General features: G+C 67.3%; 13 protein-coding genes, 2 tRNA genes and 1 pseudogene. 15 read left to right on the top strand and 1 reads right to left on the bottom strand.

What is annotated here, in order from left to right:
* Positions 1–47 precede the first annotated feature (47 nt).
* The 10 genes from uvrA to RIN43_RS09185 all read left to right on the top strand — a co-directional run bounded on the left by uvrA (position 48) and on the right by RIN43_RS09185 (position 11,529).
* Positions 48–2,936, top strand: coding sequence for an excinuclease ABC subunit UvrA (gene uvrA, locus RIN43_RS09230; RefSeq protein WP_309128611.1), 2,889 nt, complete (start codon positions 48–50; stop codon positions 2,934–2,936).
* On the top strand, positions 2,936–4,894 hold the full coding sequence (gene uvrC / locus RIN43_RS09225) for an excinuclease ABC subunit UvrC (RefSeq protein WP_309128610.1): 1,959 nt from the start codon (positions 2,936–2,938) through the stop codon (positions 4,892–4,894). Before uvrA ends, uvrC begins: the two co-directional genes overlap by 1 nt.
* Before the next feature lie 25 nt (positions 4,895–4,919).
* Positions 4,920–5,792: an RNase adapter RapZ gene (gene rapZ / locus RIN43_RS09220; RefSeq protein WP_309128609.1), complete on the top strand. Its 873-nt coding sequence runs from the start codon at positions 4,920–4,922 to the stop codon at positions 5,790–5,792.
* 91 nt (positions 5,793–5,883) lie between these two features.
* Positions 5,884–6,870, top strand: a complete 987-nt coding sequence (whiA, locus tag RIN43_RS09215; protein WP_309128608.1) for a DNA-binding protein WhiA — start codon at positions 5,884–5,886, stop codon at positions 6,868–6,870.
* Positions 6,871–7,092: 222 nt separating this feature from the next.
* A complete protein-coding gene (locus RIN43_RS09210) occupies positions 7,093–7,719 on the top strand; it encodes a superoxide dismutase (protein WP_309128607.1) in 627 nt (208 codons plus the stop codon).
* Between the two features lie 90 nt (positions 7,720–7,809).
* Complete coding sequence (gene gap / locus RIN43_RS09205; RefSeq protein ID WP_309128606.1) at positions 7,810–8,820, top strand: type I glyceraldehyde-3-phosphate dehydrogenase; 1,011 nt, start codon at positions 7,810–7,812, stop codon at positions 8,818–8,820.
* 10 nt (positions 8,821–8,830) lie between these two features.
* The gene (locus RIN43_RS09200) at positions 8,831–10,045 is read left to right on the top strand and encodes a phosphoglycerate kinase (protein WP_309128605.1); all 1,215 of its coding nucleotides are present in this window, start codon (positions 8,831–8,833) and stop codon (positions 10,043–10,045) included.
* The gene (gene tpiA, locus RIN43_RS09195; protein WP_309128604.1) at positions 10,036–10,842 is read left to right on the top strand and encodes a triose-phosphate isomerase; all 807 of its coding nucleotides are present in this window, start codon (positions 10,036–10,038) and stop codon (positions 10,840–10,842) included. The genes RIN43_RS09200 and tpiA overlap by 10 nt, the downstream gene beginning before the upstream one ends.
* 82 nt (positions 10,843–10,924) lie before the next feature.
* Positions 10,925–11,173: a preprotein translocase subunit SecG gene (gene secG, locus RIN43_RS09190; RefSeq protein WP_309128603.1), complete on the top strand. Its 249-nt coding sequence runs from the start codon at positions 10,925–10,927 to the stop codon at positions 11,171–11,173.
* Positions 11,173–11,529, top strand: coding sequence for an RNA polymerase-binding protein RbpA (locus RIN43_RS09185; RefSeq protein ID WP_309128602.1), 357 nt, complete (start codon positions 11,173–11,175; stop codon positions 11,527–11,529). Before secG ends, RIN43_RS09185 begins: the two co-directional genes overlap by 1 nt.
* A 156-nt stretch (positions 11,530–11,685) precedes the next feature.
* On the opposite strand, the gene RIN43_RS09180 is transcribed toward RIN43_RS09185, so the two are convergent.
* A tRNA-Gly gene (locus tag RIN43_RS09180) sits at positions 11,686–11,756 on the bottom strand.
* Positions 11,757–11,863: 107 nt separating this feature from the next.
* On the opposite strand from RIN43_RS09180, the gene RIN43_RS09175 reads away from it, so the two are divergent.
* From RIN43_RS09175 to RIN43_RS09155, 5 genes and pseudogenes are all read left to right on the top strand, one after another.
* A tRNA-Pro gene (locus tag RIN43_RS09175) sits at positions 11,864–11,940 on the top strand.
* A gap of 60 nt (positions 11,941–12,000) precedes the next feature.
* Positions 12,001–13,482, top strand: a complete 1,482-nt coding sequence (gene tig / locus RIN43_RS09170; protein ID WP_309128601.1) for a trigger factor — start codon at positions 12,001–12,003, stop codon at positions 13,480–13,482.
* Positions 13,483–13,549: 67 nt separating this feature from the next.
* The gene (locus RIN43_RS09165; RefSeq protein ID WP_309128600.1) at positions 13,550–14,068 is read left to right on the top strand and encodes a tetratricopeptide repeat protein; all 519 of its coding nucleotides are present in this window, start codon (positions 13,550–13,552) and stop codon (positions 14,066–14,068) included.
* Between the two features lie 23 nt (positions 14,069–14,091).
* A pseudogene (locus RIN43_RS09160) lies at positions 14,092–14,694 on the top strand (ATP-dependent Clp protease proteolytic subunit); the annotation flags it as partial.
* 16 nt (positions 14,695–14,710) lie between these two features.
* Positions 14,711–15,352: an ATP-dependent Clp protease proteolytic subunit gene (locus RIN43_RS09155; RefSeq protein ID WP_309128599.1), complete on the top strand. Its 642-nt coding sequence runs from the start codon at positions 14,711–14,713 to the stop codon at positions 15,350–15,352.
* Positions 15,353–15,504 lie beyond the last annotated feature (152 nt).

Genomic DNA, 15,504 nt, shown 5'->3' with positions numbered 1-15,504 from the left:
GCGCCGCCGGCGGAGCCGGTGTCGGTGGCCCCTCTTAGACTTGACGGGTGCCCATCGTTCCCGTCGCCTCCTCCGGAAAACTCAGTGTTCGCGGTGCCCGCGTGCACAATCTCAAGAACGTCGACATCGACATCCCGCGCGACTCCCTCGTCGTGTTCACGGGTCTGTCGGGGTCCGGCAAGTCGAGCCTCGCGTTCGACACCATCTTCGCCGAGGGGCAGCGCCGCTACGTCGAGTCGCTGAGCGCCTACGCGCGTCAGTTCCTGGGGCAGGTGGACCGACCCGACGTCGATTTCATCGAGGGCCTGAGCCCCGCGGTGTCGATCGATCAGAAGTCGACCAACCGCAACCCCCGTTCGACGGTGGGCACGATCACCGAGATCTACGACTACATGCGCCTGCTCTGGGCGCGCATCGGCGTGCCGCACTGCCCCCAGTGCGGTGAGCGAATCCAGCGGCAGACGGTGCAGCAGATCGCCGATCAGCTGATGGAGCTGCCAGAGCGCACCCGCTACCAGATCGTGGCGCCGGTGGTCTCGCAGAAGAAGGGCGAGTTCGTCGACCTCTTCCGCGAGCTCGGCGCCAAGGGCTATTCGAGGGCCATCGTCGACGGCGACCTCATTCAGCTCGCCGAACCGCCGACGCTCAAGAAGAGCTACAAGCACGACATCGCGGTGGTCGTCGACCGCCTGGTCGCATCGCCCGACATCCTCGGCAGGGTCACAGACTCGGTCGAGACCGCGCTCAGCCTCGCCGGCGGTGTGATGCAGGTGAACTTCGTCGACGAAGAGGGGGATGCCGCCTGGCAGTCGTTCTCCGAGAAGCTCGCCTGCCCGAACGGCCACGCCATCACGCTCACCGAGATCGAGCCGCGCACGTTCTCGTTCAACGCGCCGTTCGGGGCGTGCCCGGCGTGCTCGGGTCTCGGAACGCGGATGTCGGTCGATGTCGACCTCATGCTCGGTGATGAGGAGCTCTCCATCCGGGAGGGCGTGATCCTGCCGTGGACGACCCAGGGCAAGGGCCTGTTCCAGTACTACGAACGCCTGCTCGAGGGCCTCGCCCGCGATCTCGACTTCTCGCTCGACACCCCGTGGAAGAAGCTGCACTCCGACGTGCGCGAGGCCGTGCTGCGGGGCGACAACTACAAGGTCACCGTGAAGTGGAAGAACCGCTACGGCCGAGAGATGCGCTACAGCTCGGGGTTCGAAGGAGTGGTGCCCTATATCGAGCGCCAGTACCTGCAGGCGGAGAGCGACACTCAGCGCAACCGCTGGGGTGAGTACCTTCGTGAGGTGCCCTGCCCGGTGTGCAACGGCGACCGGCTCAAGCCCGAAGTGCTGTCGGTGCTCGTGCACGGCCACTCCATCGCCGAGGTCTCGCACCTCAGCCTGGCCGAGGCCCGCGGATTCATGGAGAAGCTCGTGCTCACCGATCGCGAGGCGAAGATCGCCGCGCAGGTGCTGCGCGAGATCCGGCTGCGTCTGGACTTCCTGCTTCAGGTGGGCCTCGCCTACCTCAACCTGAGTCGCTCGGCCGGCTCGCTCTCCGGCGGAGAGGCCCAGCGCATCCGGCTGGCCACCCAGATCGGGTCAGGTCTCACCGGGGTGCTGTACGTGCTCGACGAGCCGTCGATCGGGTTGCATCAGCGCGACAACCGCCGTCTGATCCAGACGCTCGAGAAGCTCCGCGACCTCGGCAACACGCTCATCGTCGTCGAGCACGACGAGGAGACGATCGAGGCAGCCGACTGGGTGGTCGACATCGGGCCGGGCGCCGGTGTCGGCGGGGGAGAGGTCGTGCACTCGGGGCCGTACAGCGCCCTGCTGGCCGACACCGAGTCGATGACCGGCGACTACCTCTCCGGACGTCGCGAGATCGCCACCCCGGCGAAGCGGCGCAAGATCGATCGCAAGCGGATGCTGAGTGTCGTCGGTGCGCGGGAGAACAACCTGAAGAACGTCACGGCAGACTTCCCGCTCGGTGTGCTCACAGCCGTCACCGGCGTGAGCGGATCGGGCAAGTCCTCCCTGGTGAACGACATCCTCTACCAGGTGCTCGCCTCACGGCTCAACGGTGCGAGGACGGTCCCGGGCAAGCACACCAGGGTGACAGGGCTCGACAACCTCGACAAGGTCGTGCACGTCGATCAGGCGCCCATCGGCCGGACGCCGCGATCGAACCCCGCGACGTACACCGGCGTGTTCGACCGCATCCGTGCACTGTTCGCCGAGACCCCTGAGGCGAAGGTGCGCGGCTACCAGCCGGGCCGGTTCAGCTTCAACGTCAAGGGAGGACGCTGCGAGGCGTGCTCGGGCGACGGCACGATCAAGATCGAGATGAACTTCCTGCCCGACGTGTACGTCGACTGCGAGGTGTGCCATGGCAAGAGGTACAACCGCGACACGCTCGCCGTGCACTACAAGGGCAAGAACATCGCCGAGGTGCTCGAGATGCCGATCGAGGAGGCTGCGGACTTTTTCGAGCCGATCCAGGCCATCCACCGGTACATGAAGACCCTCGTCGACGTCGGCCTCGGCTACGTGCGCCTCGGTCAGGCTGCCACCACGCTCTCCGGTGGTGAAGCGCAACGCGTGAAGCTCGCCACCGAGCTGCAGCGCCGCAGCAACGGCCGCAGCATCTACGTGCTCGACGAGCCCACCACCGGTCTGCACTTCGAAGACGTCCGGAAACTGCTCGAAGTGCTGGGCGGACTCGTCGACAAGGGCAACACCGTCATCGTCATCGAGCACAACCTCGACGTGATCAAGTCCGCCGACTGGGTCATCGACCTCGGACCGGAGGGCGGATCGGGTGGCGGCGAGATCCTCGCCACGGGCACCCCAGAGCAGATCGCCCGCGTGGAGGAGAGCCACACCGGTCAGTTCCTCGCCGAGATCCTGGGCGAGGGCCGCGCGGCACGCAAGGCGGGCTGATGGCGGACGTCCTGCCCTACAAGCCGCGGGTGGGTGAGATCCCCACAGACCCCGGGGTCTACCGCTTCCGCGACAAGGACGGCCGGGTGCTCTACGTCGGCAAGGCGAAGAACCTCCGCCAGCGGCTGTCGAACTACTTCGCACCGCTGCGCACGCTGCATGAGCGCACGCGGCGGATGGTGACGACCGCCGCCTCGGTGGAGTGGACCGTCGTCGCCACGGACGTCGACTCGCTTCAGCTCGAATACATGTGGATCAAGGAGTTCGATCCGCCGTTCAACGTGCGCTACCGCGACGACAAGTCGTATCCGTTCATGGCGATCACGCTCGGCGACGAAGCACCGCGCGTGATGGTCACCCGCAACCGCAGGATCCCGGGTGCGCGCTATTTCGGCCCGTACCCGAAGGTATGGGCCGTGCACGAGACGATCGATCTGATGGTCAAGGCCTTCCCGATCCGCACCTGCAGCGATGCCAGCTACAAGAGGGCGATGCAGACCGGTCGGCCGTGCTTCCCCGGGCAGATCGGCAAATGCGGTGGTCCATGCTCCATGAAGGTGACCATCGAGGAGCACCGCGCCATGGTCGACGACTTCGTCGCCTTCATGGCAGGAGGCGACGAGCGTTTCACCCGCGAGCTGACCAAGCGGATGCATGCCGCATCCGCCGCAATGGACTATGAGGCCGCCGCGAAGCATCGCGACAAACTGCTCGCCATCGAGGCGGTGCTCGGCAAGAGCGCGCTGGTGCTGCCGTCCGACGAGGATGCAGACCTGTTCGGCATCGCCGAGGACGAGCTGGCGGCAGCTGTGCAGCACTTCGTGATCCGCGGTGGGCGTGTGCGCGCGGTTCGCGCGGTCACGCTGGACAAGGAGCTCGACATCTCCGGCGGAGAGCTGGTCGAGCAGGTGCTGCAGCGCGCCTACGGCGACGCGTCCGATGTGCCGCGTCGGGTGCTGGTCCCCACGCTTCCGCCCGACGCCCCCGAGCTCGAGCAGTGGCTGCGGGGACGACGCGGGCGCAAGGTCGAGATCGCCGTCGCCCAGCGAGGCCAGCGTGCCGAGCTCATGCGCACGGCCACACTGAACGCACAGCAGGCGCTGCTGCGTCACAAGACCCGGCGCACCAGCGATTACGTGGCCCGCACCCAGGCGCTCACCGACCTGCAGGAGGCGCTGGGCATGGAAGAGGCGCCACTGCGCATCGAATGCTTCGACATCTCGCACCTCGGCGGCACGAACGTCGTCGCGTCGATGGTCGTGTTCGAGGACGGTCTGCCGCGCAAGGATCAGTACCGCTCCTTCAACATCGCCGAGACCACCGACGACACCGACTCCATGTACCAGGTGCTCATGCGCCGCCTCGCCAGGGTCGATGCGCCTTCCGACGAGGGCGAGGCCGAGGAGCAGGAGGGCCGGCGCAAGCCGAGGTTCGCTTATCGTCCGCAGCTGTTGATCGTCGACGGAGGGCGGCCACAGGTGCAGGCAGCGGCTCGTGCATTGGAGGACAGCGGTCACACCGAGATCGCCCTGTGCGGCATCGCCAAGCGGCTCGAGGAGATCTGGCTGCCCGGCGACGACTTCCCGGTGATCCTCCCGCGCACGAGCGAGGCGCTGTATCTCGTGCAACGTCTGCGTGATGAGGCGCACCGTTTCGCCATCACGCATCAGCGACGGCGCCGACGCCGCGACATCTCCACGGTGCTCAGCGAGATCCCCGGCCTCGGTGAGGCGCGCATCAAGGCGCTGCTGAAGCACTTCGGATCGGTGGCTGCACTGCGCGCCGCCACCGCTGCCCAGGTCTCGGAGGTGAACGGCATCGGCCCGGCTCTCGCCGCGTCGATCTGCATGCACCTCGCCGGGGCGAGCGCGCCGAGACGCGAATCCGCATCGCCGGAGCCCGCGACTCTCGCATCAACTCCGGTGCCCGATGGTGGAGGGATGCCCGCGACTGGATAGGCTTGACCCGGGAGAGGAGTCGTCGATGGCCGCCGCTGAAAAGGGCGAATTCCTGATCGTCACCGGTATGTCGGGCGCAGGACGCACGACAGCCGCCAACGCCCTCGAGGATCTCGGGTGGTACGTCGTCGACAATCTGCCACCGCAGATGCTGCGGCCCCTGCTCGAACTCACCGACATGGGAGCGGGCAACCTGCCCAAGATCGCCGCTGTGGTCGACGTGCGCGGACGCAGCCTCTTCGACGACTTCCCGGGCGTGGCGCGGGCACTGCGCGCCCGCGGCGGGGTCAAGGTGCTGTTCCTCGACGCGTCGGACGACGTGCTCGTGCGCCGGTACGAGTCGGTGCGACGACCGCACCCGCTGCAGGGCGAGGGGACGCTGCTCGACGGCATCAGGGCAGAGCGTCAGCGGCTGGCGCCGATCCGCGAGGCGGCCGACCTCCTGGTGGAGACCTCGATGCTGAACGTCCATCAGCTGGCCATGCAGGTCTCAGAACTCTTCTCCGAAGAGGGCGCCGCGCGTCACCGCCTCACCATCATCAGCTTCGGCTTCAAATACGGGCTGCCCACCGATGTGGACCTCGTAGCCGACATGCGCTTCCTGCCCAACCCGTTCTGGAAGGACGAGCTGCGCGACCACACCGGGCAGGACGAGGACGTACGCGACTACGTGCTGTCGCGGCCCGGCGCCGAAGAGTTCCTCGACGCCTACGCTGCGGCCCTGCGTCCTGTGCTCGAGGGCTACCAGCGGGAGAACAAGAGTCACTCCACCGTCGCCATCGGATGCACTGGCGGGAAGCACCGATCCGTGGCCACCGCCGAGGAGCTCGCGAAACGCCTGGCCGACGCGCCCGGCGTCTCGGTCAACGTGCGCCACAGGGACCTCGGACGGGAATGATCGCGGGGCGCTCGAGTCGGTGGGATCGACCCGGGCCTTGTAGGCTGTTCCCTTGCGTCGCGATCCGGCGCGCGGATCGTGAAGGAGTCTCGTGGCACTAACCACCGACGTCAAGGCAGAGCTCGTCAGCATTCGCAATGCGCCCCCGACGGTGCGCGTCGCGGAGGTGACGACCATTCTCCGTTTCGCCGGTGGACTGCACTCCATCGCTGGTCGCGTGGCCGTCGAGGCCGAGGTCGACGCCGAGCTCCTGGCTCGTCGCGTCGCTCGTGACCTGGCTGAGATCTACGGTGTTCGTCCTGAGATCGCACAGGTTAAGTCGAGCAGCGCGCAGTCCGCGGGTGACGGCGCCCGCTGGGCGGTGCGCGTGATCGCGGCGGGTGAGACCCTCGCCCGTCAGACCGGGCTTCTGGACGCACGCCGTCGTCCCGTGCGCGGCCTTCCGAACCGCCTGACGACCGGCTCGCCCGAAGAGCTCGCCGGCCTCTGGCGTGGAGCGTTCCTCGCCGCCGGATCGCTCAGCGAGCCCGGCCGTTCGGCGATGCTCGAGGTCGCCTGCCCGTCTGGCGAGGCCGCGATGGCTCTGGTCGGCGCGGCACACCGCCTCGGCGTCACCGCCAAGGCGCGTGAGGTGCGCGGTCTTCCCCGTGTCGTCGTCCGCGAGGGCGAGGCGATCAGGTCGATCCTCAGCATCATGGGCGCAGGTCGCACTGCGGCCGCCTGGGAGGAGATGCGTCAGCGGCGCGAGGTGCGAGCGGGTGTCAACCGCCTCGTGAACTTCGATGACGCGAATCTGCGCCGCTCCGCGCAGGCGGCGGTGGCCGCTTGCGCCCGTGTCGAGCGCGCGCTCGAGATCCTCGGCGATGACGTGCCCGATCACCTTCGCACGGCCGGCAATCTGCGTCTGGCGCACCGCGACGCGAGTCTCGACGAGCTCGGGCACCACGCCGACCCGCCCCTGACGAAGGACGCCGTCGCGGGCCGCATCCGCCGTCTTCTCGCCATGGCCGACAAGCGCGCGCAGCAGGAGGGGATTCCCGGCACCGAGGACGCCGTCCCGGCCGGCCTGGAGGACTAACCCGTCCGCAGGGCGGCTCAGCCGGGCGCCTCGACAGCGCCCGCGCGGCGTCGCCGACCCCTTGGCGGCCTGCGACGCAGGCTCGATCTCGTCATCCCGGGAAGGATCCCCTGACGTGTCACGTTGCCGTCAGTAGGATGTGAAACGTCTGCCTCGCTGCGCACTTCGGCGCGCGGGGGACCGGCAAGCGCCGCGGCGCGGCGCGGATTGGATGAAAGAGACATGGCGACCTACACGCTTCCTGACCTCCCGTACGACTACGCGGCGCTCGAGCCTCACATCAGCGCGAAGATCATGGAGCTGCACCACGACAAGCACCATGCCGCCTACGTCGCCGGTGCGAACACCGCGCTCGAGCAGCTCGCCGAGGCCCGTGAGAGCGGCAACCTGGCGAACGTGAACAAGCTCGAGAAGGACCTCGCGTTCAACCTCGGCGGCCACGTGAACCACTCCATCTTCTGGACCAACCTGTCGCCGAACGGCGGGGGACAGCCCGAGGGTGAGCTGAAGGCGGCCATCGACGAGTTCTTCGGCTCCTTCGAGAAGTTCCAGGCCCACTTCACCGCCGCCGCGACCGGCATCCAGGGATCCGGCTGGGCCGTGCTGAGCTGGGACCCGATCGGCGCCCGCCTGATCATCCAGCAGCTGTTCGACCAGCACTCCAACACCGCACAGGGCACGGTGCCGCTGTTCCAGCTCGACATGTGGGAGCACGCGTTCTACCTCGACTACCTGAACGTGAAGGCGGACTACGTGAAGGCCGCGTGGAACATCGCCAACTGGGAGAACGTGTCCCAGCGCTTCGTAACGGCCCGTGAGAAGACGGCCGGCCTGCTGGTACTGTCGTAAAAGATGGGCGTCCTGATGGGTGAAACGCCCATCAGGACGCCGTTGTCCGCGAAACCCGCCGGAAAACACCTTAAGAACCAGGAGACTTTCGTGTCTGTCAAGATCGGTATCAACGGCTTCGGTCGTATTGGACGAAATTTCCTCCGCGCGGCGCTCGCGCAGAACGCGGACCTCGAGATCGTCGCAGTCAACGACCTCACCGACAACAAGGCGCTCGCGCACCTTCTGAAGTACGACTCGGTCGGCGGACGCCTCGCCGACGAGGTCTCCTACGAGGGTGACGTCATCAACGTCGGCGGCCGCGCCATCAAGGTGTTCGAGGAGCGCGACCCGGCGGCCCTGCCGTGGGGCGAGCTGGGCGTCGACATCGTCATCGAGTCGACCGGCCGCTTCACCAAGGCCGCAGACGCCTCCAAGCACATCGCAGGCGGCGCCAAGAAGGTCATCATCTCGGCGCCGGGCACCGATGTCGACGGCACCTTCGTCATGGGCGTGAACGAGGACAGCTACGACTCGGCCACCATGAACGTCATCTCGAACGCCTCGTGCACCACCAACTGCCTCGCGCCGCTGGCCAAGGTGTTCAACGACGAGTTCGGCATCGAGCGCGGCTTCATGATGACCGCGCACGCCTACACCGCCGACCAGAACCTGCAGGACGGCCCGCACAGCGATCTGCACCGCGCCCGCGCGGCGGCGATCAACATCGTCCCGGCGTCGACAGGTGCCGCCAAGGCCATCGGCCTGGTGCTGCCCGAGCTCAACGGCAAGCTCAGCGGCTCCTCGTACCGTGTGCCGGTGCCCACCGGCTCGATCGTCGACCTCACCCTTGTGACCGGTCGCGAGGACCTCACGGTCGACGACATCAACGCCGCGTACCGCGCCGCCGCCGCGGACGGTCGTCTCCAGGGCATCCTGCAGTACAACGAGGACCCGATCGTCTCGAGCGACATCCAGCAGAACCCGTACTCGTCGATCTTCGACGCCGGCCTGACCAACGTCAGCGGCAACCTCGTCAAGGTCTCCAGCTGGTACGACAACGAGTGGGGTTACTCCAACCGCCTCGTCGACCTGACCGAGTACGTCGCCGAGCGTCTCTAAGCTCATACACATGACTCTGCGCACCCTGGACTCTCTGGGTTCACTCGAGGGCAAGCGCGTCATCGTCCGTTGTGACCTCAACGTCCCCCTGCGGGACGGGGTCATAACGGACGATGGTCGTGTTCGAGCCTCGCTTCCGACTCTGAACGCACTCATCAACGCCGGCGCTCGCGTGGTCGTCTGCTCGCACCTGGGGCGGCCCGACGGTGCGCCCGACCCCCAATACAGCCTGGAGCCGGTGGCCCAGCGCCTGTCAGAGCTGCTCGGCAAGCCCGTCGCCTTCGCACGCGACACCGTCGGCGAGTCGGCGCGCGAAGCGGTCGCGGCTCTGGAGGACGGCGATGTGGTCGTCCTGGAGAACCTCCGCTTCAACGCCGGGGAGACCGCCAAGGACGACCAGACCCGTCGTGCGTTCGCGGGCGAGCTGGCGGCGCACGGCGATGCGTTCGTCTCGGACGGCTTCGGCGTCGTGCATCGCAAGCAGGCCAGCGTCTACGAGCTGGCCGAGATCCTCCCGTCGGCGGCCGGCCTGCTGATCGCCGCAGAGCTCGACGTCCTCGACCGCCTCACCGAGAATCCCGAGCGCCCGTACACGGTGGTGCTCGGCGGATCGAAGGTGAGCGACAAGCTCGGCGTCATCTCGCATCTGCTGCCGCGCGTCGATCGTCTGCTCGTGGGCGGGGGGATGCTCTTCACATTCCTCGCTGCTGAGGGACACGCGGTCGCATCCAGCCTGCTCGAGAAGGATCAGCTCGACACCGTACGGGGCTACATCGCAGAGGCGAAGGAGCGCGGCGTGGAGCTGGTGCTCCCGACCGACATCGTGGTCGCATCCGCCTTCGCCGCGGATGCCGAGCACGAGGTGGTCTCCGCCGAGGCGATCGAGCAGACCTCGTTCGGCGCATCCGGAATCGGCCTCGACATCGGACCGGAGACCGCCGCGCGCTTCGCCGACGCGATCCGCGGTTCGAAGACCGTCTTCTGGAACGGTCCGATGGGCGTGTTCGAGTTCCCGGCCTTCGCGGCCGGCACCAAGGCCGTCGCCGGCGCGCTGACGGAGGTCGACGGCCTGGGAGTCGTCGGTGGCGGCGATTCCGCTGCCGCAGTGCGTCAGCTCGGCTTCGGCGACGATGAGTTCGGACACATCTCGACGGGCGGGGGCGCGAGCCTCAAGTTCCTCGAGGGCAAGAAGCTACCTGGACTGGAGGTCCTCGGATGGCAGTGAACACTGCGACCCCGAACCGGCGCACCCCGCTGATCGCCGGCAACTGGAAGATGAACCTCGATCACCTGCAGGCGGTCGCGACCGTGCAGAAGCTGCACTGGACTCTGAAGGACGCCGGTCACGAGGGTGACTCCGTCGAGGTGGCGGTCTTCCCGCCGTTCACCGACATCCGCTCGGTGCAGACGTTGATCGATGCCGACAAGATCCCGTTCGCCCTCGGCGCGCAGGACCTCTCGCCGCATGATTCCGGTGCGTACACGGGTGAGGTCTCGGGCGCGTTCCTGTCGAAGCTGGGCGTCGGCTACGTCATCATCGGCCACTCAGAGCGCCGCGAGTACCATCAGGAGGGCGACGATCTGGTCAACGCCAAGGTGAAGGCTGCGCTCAAGCACGGGCTCGTGCCGGTGATCTGCGTCGGCGAGACGGCGGAGGATCTCGAGAGGTTCGGTGCCAGTGCCGTCCCTGCAGGCCAGCTCGAGAAGGCGCTCGACGGTGTTCCGGCCTCTGCCGACATCGTCGTGGCCTACGAGCCGGTCTGGGCGATCGGCTCCGGCCAGGCTGCCACGCCGGCACAGGCGCAGGACGTCTGCGCCGCGTTGCGCAAGGTCATCGCATCGGCTCTGGACGACGATGCGGCGGCGCGCACCCGCGTGCTGTACGGCGGTTCAGTGAAGTCGGGCAACATCGCGAGCTTCATGCGCGAGCCTGATGTGGACGGCGCCCTCGTGGGCGGCGCGAGCCTCGTCGTCGACGAGTTCGCGGCGATCGTTCGCTTCGAGAAGCACGTCGGCGTGTGAGTCGGACGGGGCGCGCATGCGCCTCGTCCTATAATCGACAGCTAGGCGGGTCGTTCGCGGCCCTGGCGAAAGGCTTCTTCTCGTGCAGGTTCTCGAGTTCGTGCTGCAGGTGCTGCTGGGTATCAGCAGCGTGCTGCTGACGCTCCTCATCCTTCTCCATAAGGGCCGCGGTGGCGGCCTTTCCGACATGTTCGGCGGCGGCATGTCCGCGGCCGTGGGGTCCTCCGGGCTCGCTGAGCGCAACCTCAACAGGTTCACCGTGGTGCTCGCACTGGTGTGGTTCGTGTCGATCGTCGCGCTCGGTCTCATCACGAAGGTTCAGGTGATCTGATGGCAACCGGTGGAAACGCGATCCGAGGCACTCGTGTCGGATCGGGCCCCATGGGCGAGCAGGACCACGGCTATCACGCCGACCGCATCGCCGTCTCCTACTGGGACGGGCTGGGCAACGAAACCGTTCGGTACTTCGCCGCCGGGCTGCCCGACGAGGAGATCCCCGAGATCATCGATCACCCGCACAGCGGGCTTCCGGCTGGACGTGACAGGCAGAACCCGCCGGAGCTGGCCAAGGCCGAGCCCTACAAGACTCACCTGGCGTATGTGAAGGAGCGCCGCACCGACCAGGAGGCCGAACAGCTCCTCGAGGACGCGCTCACGCAGCTGCGGGAGCGTCGCGGCCAGAGCTGAGGACGAGCCCGAAGACGAGAGGCCGCCGTGTCGATGACACGGCGGCCTCTTCGCGTCCGACCCCGGCGGGCGGCGCCGCGACGCGCGTTGCGGACGCTGTCGCGCCTGCCGGAATGAATGAAGGCCCCCGCCGGACGGCGGGGGCCTTCTCATCAGAGGGGATGACGGGAATCGAACCCGCGTAATCAGTTTGGAAGACTGAGGCTCTACCATTGAGCTACATCCCCGTGATGGCACCGAGATCATCGGAGCGCCCTGTAAAGCATAGCGGACGGCGGAGGTGCTCCCGTCCGTTAGACTCGTTGAGGCCGTTCCCGTGCGCGCGGGTTCAAGCCGGGGCGTAGCTCAGCTTGGTAGAGCGCCCGCTTTGGGAGCGGGAGGTCGCAGGTTCAAATCCTGTCGCCCCGACCACGGTCACAAGACTTCACGACCGCGTCGTACACGCGGGAACCACAAGGAGAACACACCAGTATGGCCAACAGCACCGTCGAGAAGCTGTCCCCGACCCGGGTGAGGCTCAGCATCACGGTCACCCCCGAGGACCTCAAGCCCAGCATCAAGCACGCGTACGAGCACATCGCTCAGGACGTGCAGATCCCCGGCTTCCGCAAGGGCAAGGTCCCCGCGCCGATCATCGATCAGCGCATCGGCCGCGGTGCAGTCATCGAGCACGCCGTGAACGAGGGACTCGACGGCTTCTTCCGTGAGGCTGCTGCAGAGCACGGCATCCGCATGGTCGGGCGCCCCGCAGCGGACATCACGCAGTGGCCGAACGAGAAGGACTTCTCGGGTGATCTGCTCGTCGACATCGAGGTCGACGTGCGCCCTGAGATCGAGCTGCCCTCCTTCGACGACATCACGATCACGGTGGACGCCGTCGAGGCCGATGATGCCGCCATCGACGCCGAGCTCGACAACCTCCGTGCGCGCTTCGGCACCCTCATCCCGGTCGACCGCCCGGCTGCCAAGGGCGACTTCGTCGAGCTCGACCTCGTCGCCACCATCGAGGGCAACGAGATCGACCGCGCCGAAGGCGTGTCTTACGAGGTCGGCTCGGGTGAGCTCCTCGAGGGCATCGACGAGGCCATCGACTCGCTCACCGCAGGTGAGGAGACCACCTTCCGTTCCACGCTCGTGGGCGGCGACCACGCAGGCGAGGAGGCCGAGGTCTCGGTCACCGTCAAGGCTGTCAAGGAGCGCGAGCTCCCCGAAGCCGACGACGACTTCGCGCAGATGGCCTCCGAGTTCGACACCGTGGCCGAGCTGCGGGCGAGCCTCGCCGAGCGCGTGGGCCAGCAGGGCGTGTTCACCCAGGGCGCTTCGGCCCGCGACCAGCTCATCGAGACGCTGCTCGAGAAGGTCGAGATCCCGGTTCCGGCTCAGCTCATCGAGGACGAGGTGCACAACCACCTCGAGTCCGAGAACCGCCTCGAGGATGACGAGCACCGTGCCGAGGTCGCCGAGGCGAGTGAGAAGCAGTTCCGCACGCAGGTGCTGCTCGACACGATCGCCGAGGGCGCGAACGTGCAGGTTTCGCAGGAGGAGCTCAGCCAGTACCTGATCCAGTCCGCCGCGCAGTACGGCATGGCTCCGCAGGAGTTCGTCGAGGCTCTGCAGGGTGCGGGCCAGCTGCAGGCACTGGTCGGTGAGGTCGCCCGCAACAAGGCGCTCGCGTCGGTGCTCGGCAAGGTCAAGGTCGTCGACAGCAACGGCAAGGACGTCGACCTGTCGGAGTTCATCGGCGACGTTGACGAGGGTGAGGAGACCGAGGCCGGCGCCGAGGACAAGCCCGCCAAGAAGCCGGCTGCCAAGAAGGCCGCCGCGAAGAAGGCTCCGGCCAAGAAGGACGCCGACGCCGAGGGCGACGCGGAGACCGAGAAGAAGCCGGCCGCGAAGAAGGCTCCGGCGAAGAAGGCCGCCGCGAAGAAGGACGACGCCGAGAAGGCCGAGTGATCCACGATCGCTGAGAAGGGCGGATGCTGACGCAGCATCCGCCCTTCTTCGTCTGCTGAGGAGACGCATGGACGGGAACGATCGCTTCGGGGCGGTCTGGGATGACGCATCCCTGGGGGATGAGGAGCGGATCTCGCGCATCGACGCGATCGCCCAGACGTGCGGCGACGCGGCGCGCGCCGCCTTCGAGCAGGCGGGGGCACGCGACGCCGCGGGCCTCGAGGCAGAGGCCGAGCCGCTGTACCGGCGTGCGCTCGAGCTCGGTCTTCCCGATGATCTGCGCGCGCAGGCGACGATCCAGCTGGCGAGCACGCTGCGCAATCTGGGTCGTGTCGTCGAGAGCCTCGAACTGCTGCGGATCGAACGTGAGCGCGGGGGACCGCTGCGCGACGCAGCATCCGCCTTCTACGCGCTGTCGCTCGCGTCCGCAGGCGATCCGATCGCGGCGACGGCCGTCGCGCTGGAGGCGCTCGCGCCTCATCTGCCGCGCTACGGCAGGTCCGTGGGCGCATATGCGGGAGAGCTGGGCCGGCGGGCTGATATGCCGACGGCGAACACGGGAGATGGCGCTGTCGCCCGCCGGTAGATTCGAATCACCGAAACACGGAAACAGGAGCTGACATGGCTGAACCCCTGGTCGCGACGAGCGTCTTCGACAGACTGCTGAAGGATCGCATCATCTGGCTGGGCTCTGAGGTGCGCGATGAGAACGCGAATGAGATCTGCGCGAAGATCCTCCTTCTCGCCGCCGAGGATCCCGAGAAGGACATCTACCTCTACATCAACTCACCCGGCGGATCGATCACCGCAGGCATGGCCATATACGACACCATGCAGTTCGTCCCGAACGACATCGTCACGGTCGGCATCGGCATGGCCGCGTCGATGGGTCAGCTGCTGCTGACCAGCGGCACCAAGGGCAAGCGCTACATCACGCCGAACGCCCGGGTTCTGCTGCACCAGCCGCACGGCGGATTCGGCGGCACGGCCAGCGACATCCAGACGCAGGCCCAGCTGATCCTGTCGATGAAGAAGCGTCTCGCCGAGATCACGGCGGCGCAGACCGGCAAGAGCGTCGAGCAGATCAACGCCGACGGTGACCGCGACCGCTGGTTCACCGCCGACGAGGCGCTCGAGTACGGATTCGTCGACCACATCCGCGAGCACGCCAGCGACGTGCACGGCGGCGGTGGCACCGGTGCGGACAAGTAAGGCAGGACAGAACCACATGTACACACCCACGTTCCGCTCCGCCGGCGATCTGCCCTCGAGCCGCTACATCCTCCCGCAGTTCGAGGAGCGCACCGCTTACGGCTTCAAGCGCCAGGACCCGTACAACAAGCTGTTCGAAGACCGCGTGATCTTCCTCGGCGTGCAGGTCGACGACGCCTCGGCAGACGACGTCATGGCGCAGCTGCTCGTGCTCGAGAGCCAGGACTCCGAGCGCGACATCACCATGTACATCAACTCGCCCGGTGGCTCGTTCACCGCGATGACCGCGATCTACGACACCATGCAGTACGTGGCGCCGCAGATCCAGACCGTCGTGCTCGGTCAGGCCGCCTCGGCGGCATCCGTCCTGCTCGCCGCCGGCGCGCCGGGCAAGCGCCTCGCACTGCCCAACGCCCGCGTGCTCATGCACCAGCCGGCGATGGGTGAGGCCGGTCACGGTCAGGCCTCCGACATCGAGATCCAGGCGGCGGAGATCCTGCGCATGCGCACCTGGCTCGAGGAGACCATGGCTCGTCACACGGGCAAGCCCGTCGAGCAGATCAACAAGGACATCGACCGCGACAAGATCCTCTCGGCCGACGAAGCCAAGGAGTACGGCATCGTCGACCAGGTGCTCACCTCTCGCAAGCGCGTCTGAATCGATCAGAGACGAAGAGCGGCCCGGGACACTCGGGCCGCTCTTGTCGTGTCGGCGGGACACGTCGACTCTCCTGCACGTGGGGCAGACGTTCTCGTCGCGTCCTCCGCGGCAACCGTCCAGCTCCGCGCGAGCCGAACGGCGCGAGCGGT

The sequence above is a fragment of the Microbacterium sp. genome (genome assembly GCF_031178445.1).
Lineage (GTDB): Bacteria > Actinomycetota > Actinomycetes > Actinomycetales > Microbacteriaceae > Microbacterium.
The sequence above is the reverse complement of the archived record's forward strand: the minus strand, read 5'-3'. Positions and strand labels throughout refer to the sequence as shown.

Coding starts and splice junctions, on each gene's coding strand:
- uvrC (WP_309128610.1), top strand. CDS start 2,936: ATGGCGGACGTCCTGCCCTACAAGCCGCGGGTGGGTGAGATCCCCACA.
- rapZ (WP_309128609.1), top strand. CDS start 4,920: ATGGCCGCCGCTGAAAAGGGCGAATTCCTGATCGTCACCGGTATGTCG.
- RIN43_RS09210 (WP_309128607.1), top strand. CDS start 7,093: ATGGCGACCTACACGCTTCCTGACCTCCCGTACGACTACGCGGCGCTC.
- RIN43_RS09200 (WP_309128605.1), top strand. CDS start 8,831: ATGACTCTGCGCACCCTGGACTCTCTGGGTTCACTCGAGGGCAAGCGC.
- tpiA (WP_309128604.1), top strand. CDS start 10,036: ATGGCAGTGAACACTGCGACCCCGAACCGGCGCACCCCGCTGATCGCC.
- RIN43_RS09185 (WP_309128602.1), top strand. CDS start 11,173: ATGGCAACCGGTGGAAACGCGATCCGAGGCACTCGTGTCGGATCGGGC.
- tig (WP_309128601.1), top strand. CDS start 12,001: ATGGCCAACAGCACCGTCGAGAAGCTGTCCCCGACCCGGGTGAGGCTC.
- RIN43_RS09165 (WP_309128600.1), top strand. CDS start 13,550: ATGGACGGGAACGATCGCTTCGGGGCGGTCTGGGATGACGCATCCCTG.
- RIN43_RS09155 (WP_309128599.1), top strand. CDS start 14,711: ATGTACACACCCACGTTCCGCTCCGCCGGCGATCTGCCCTCGAGCCGC.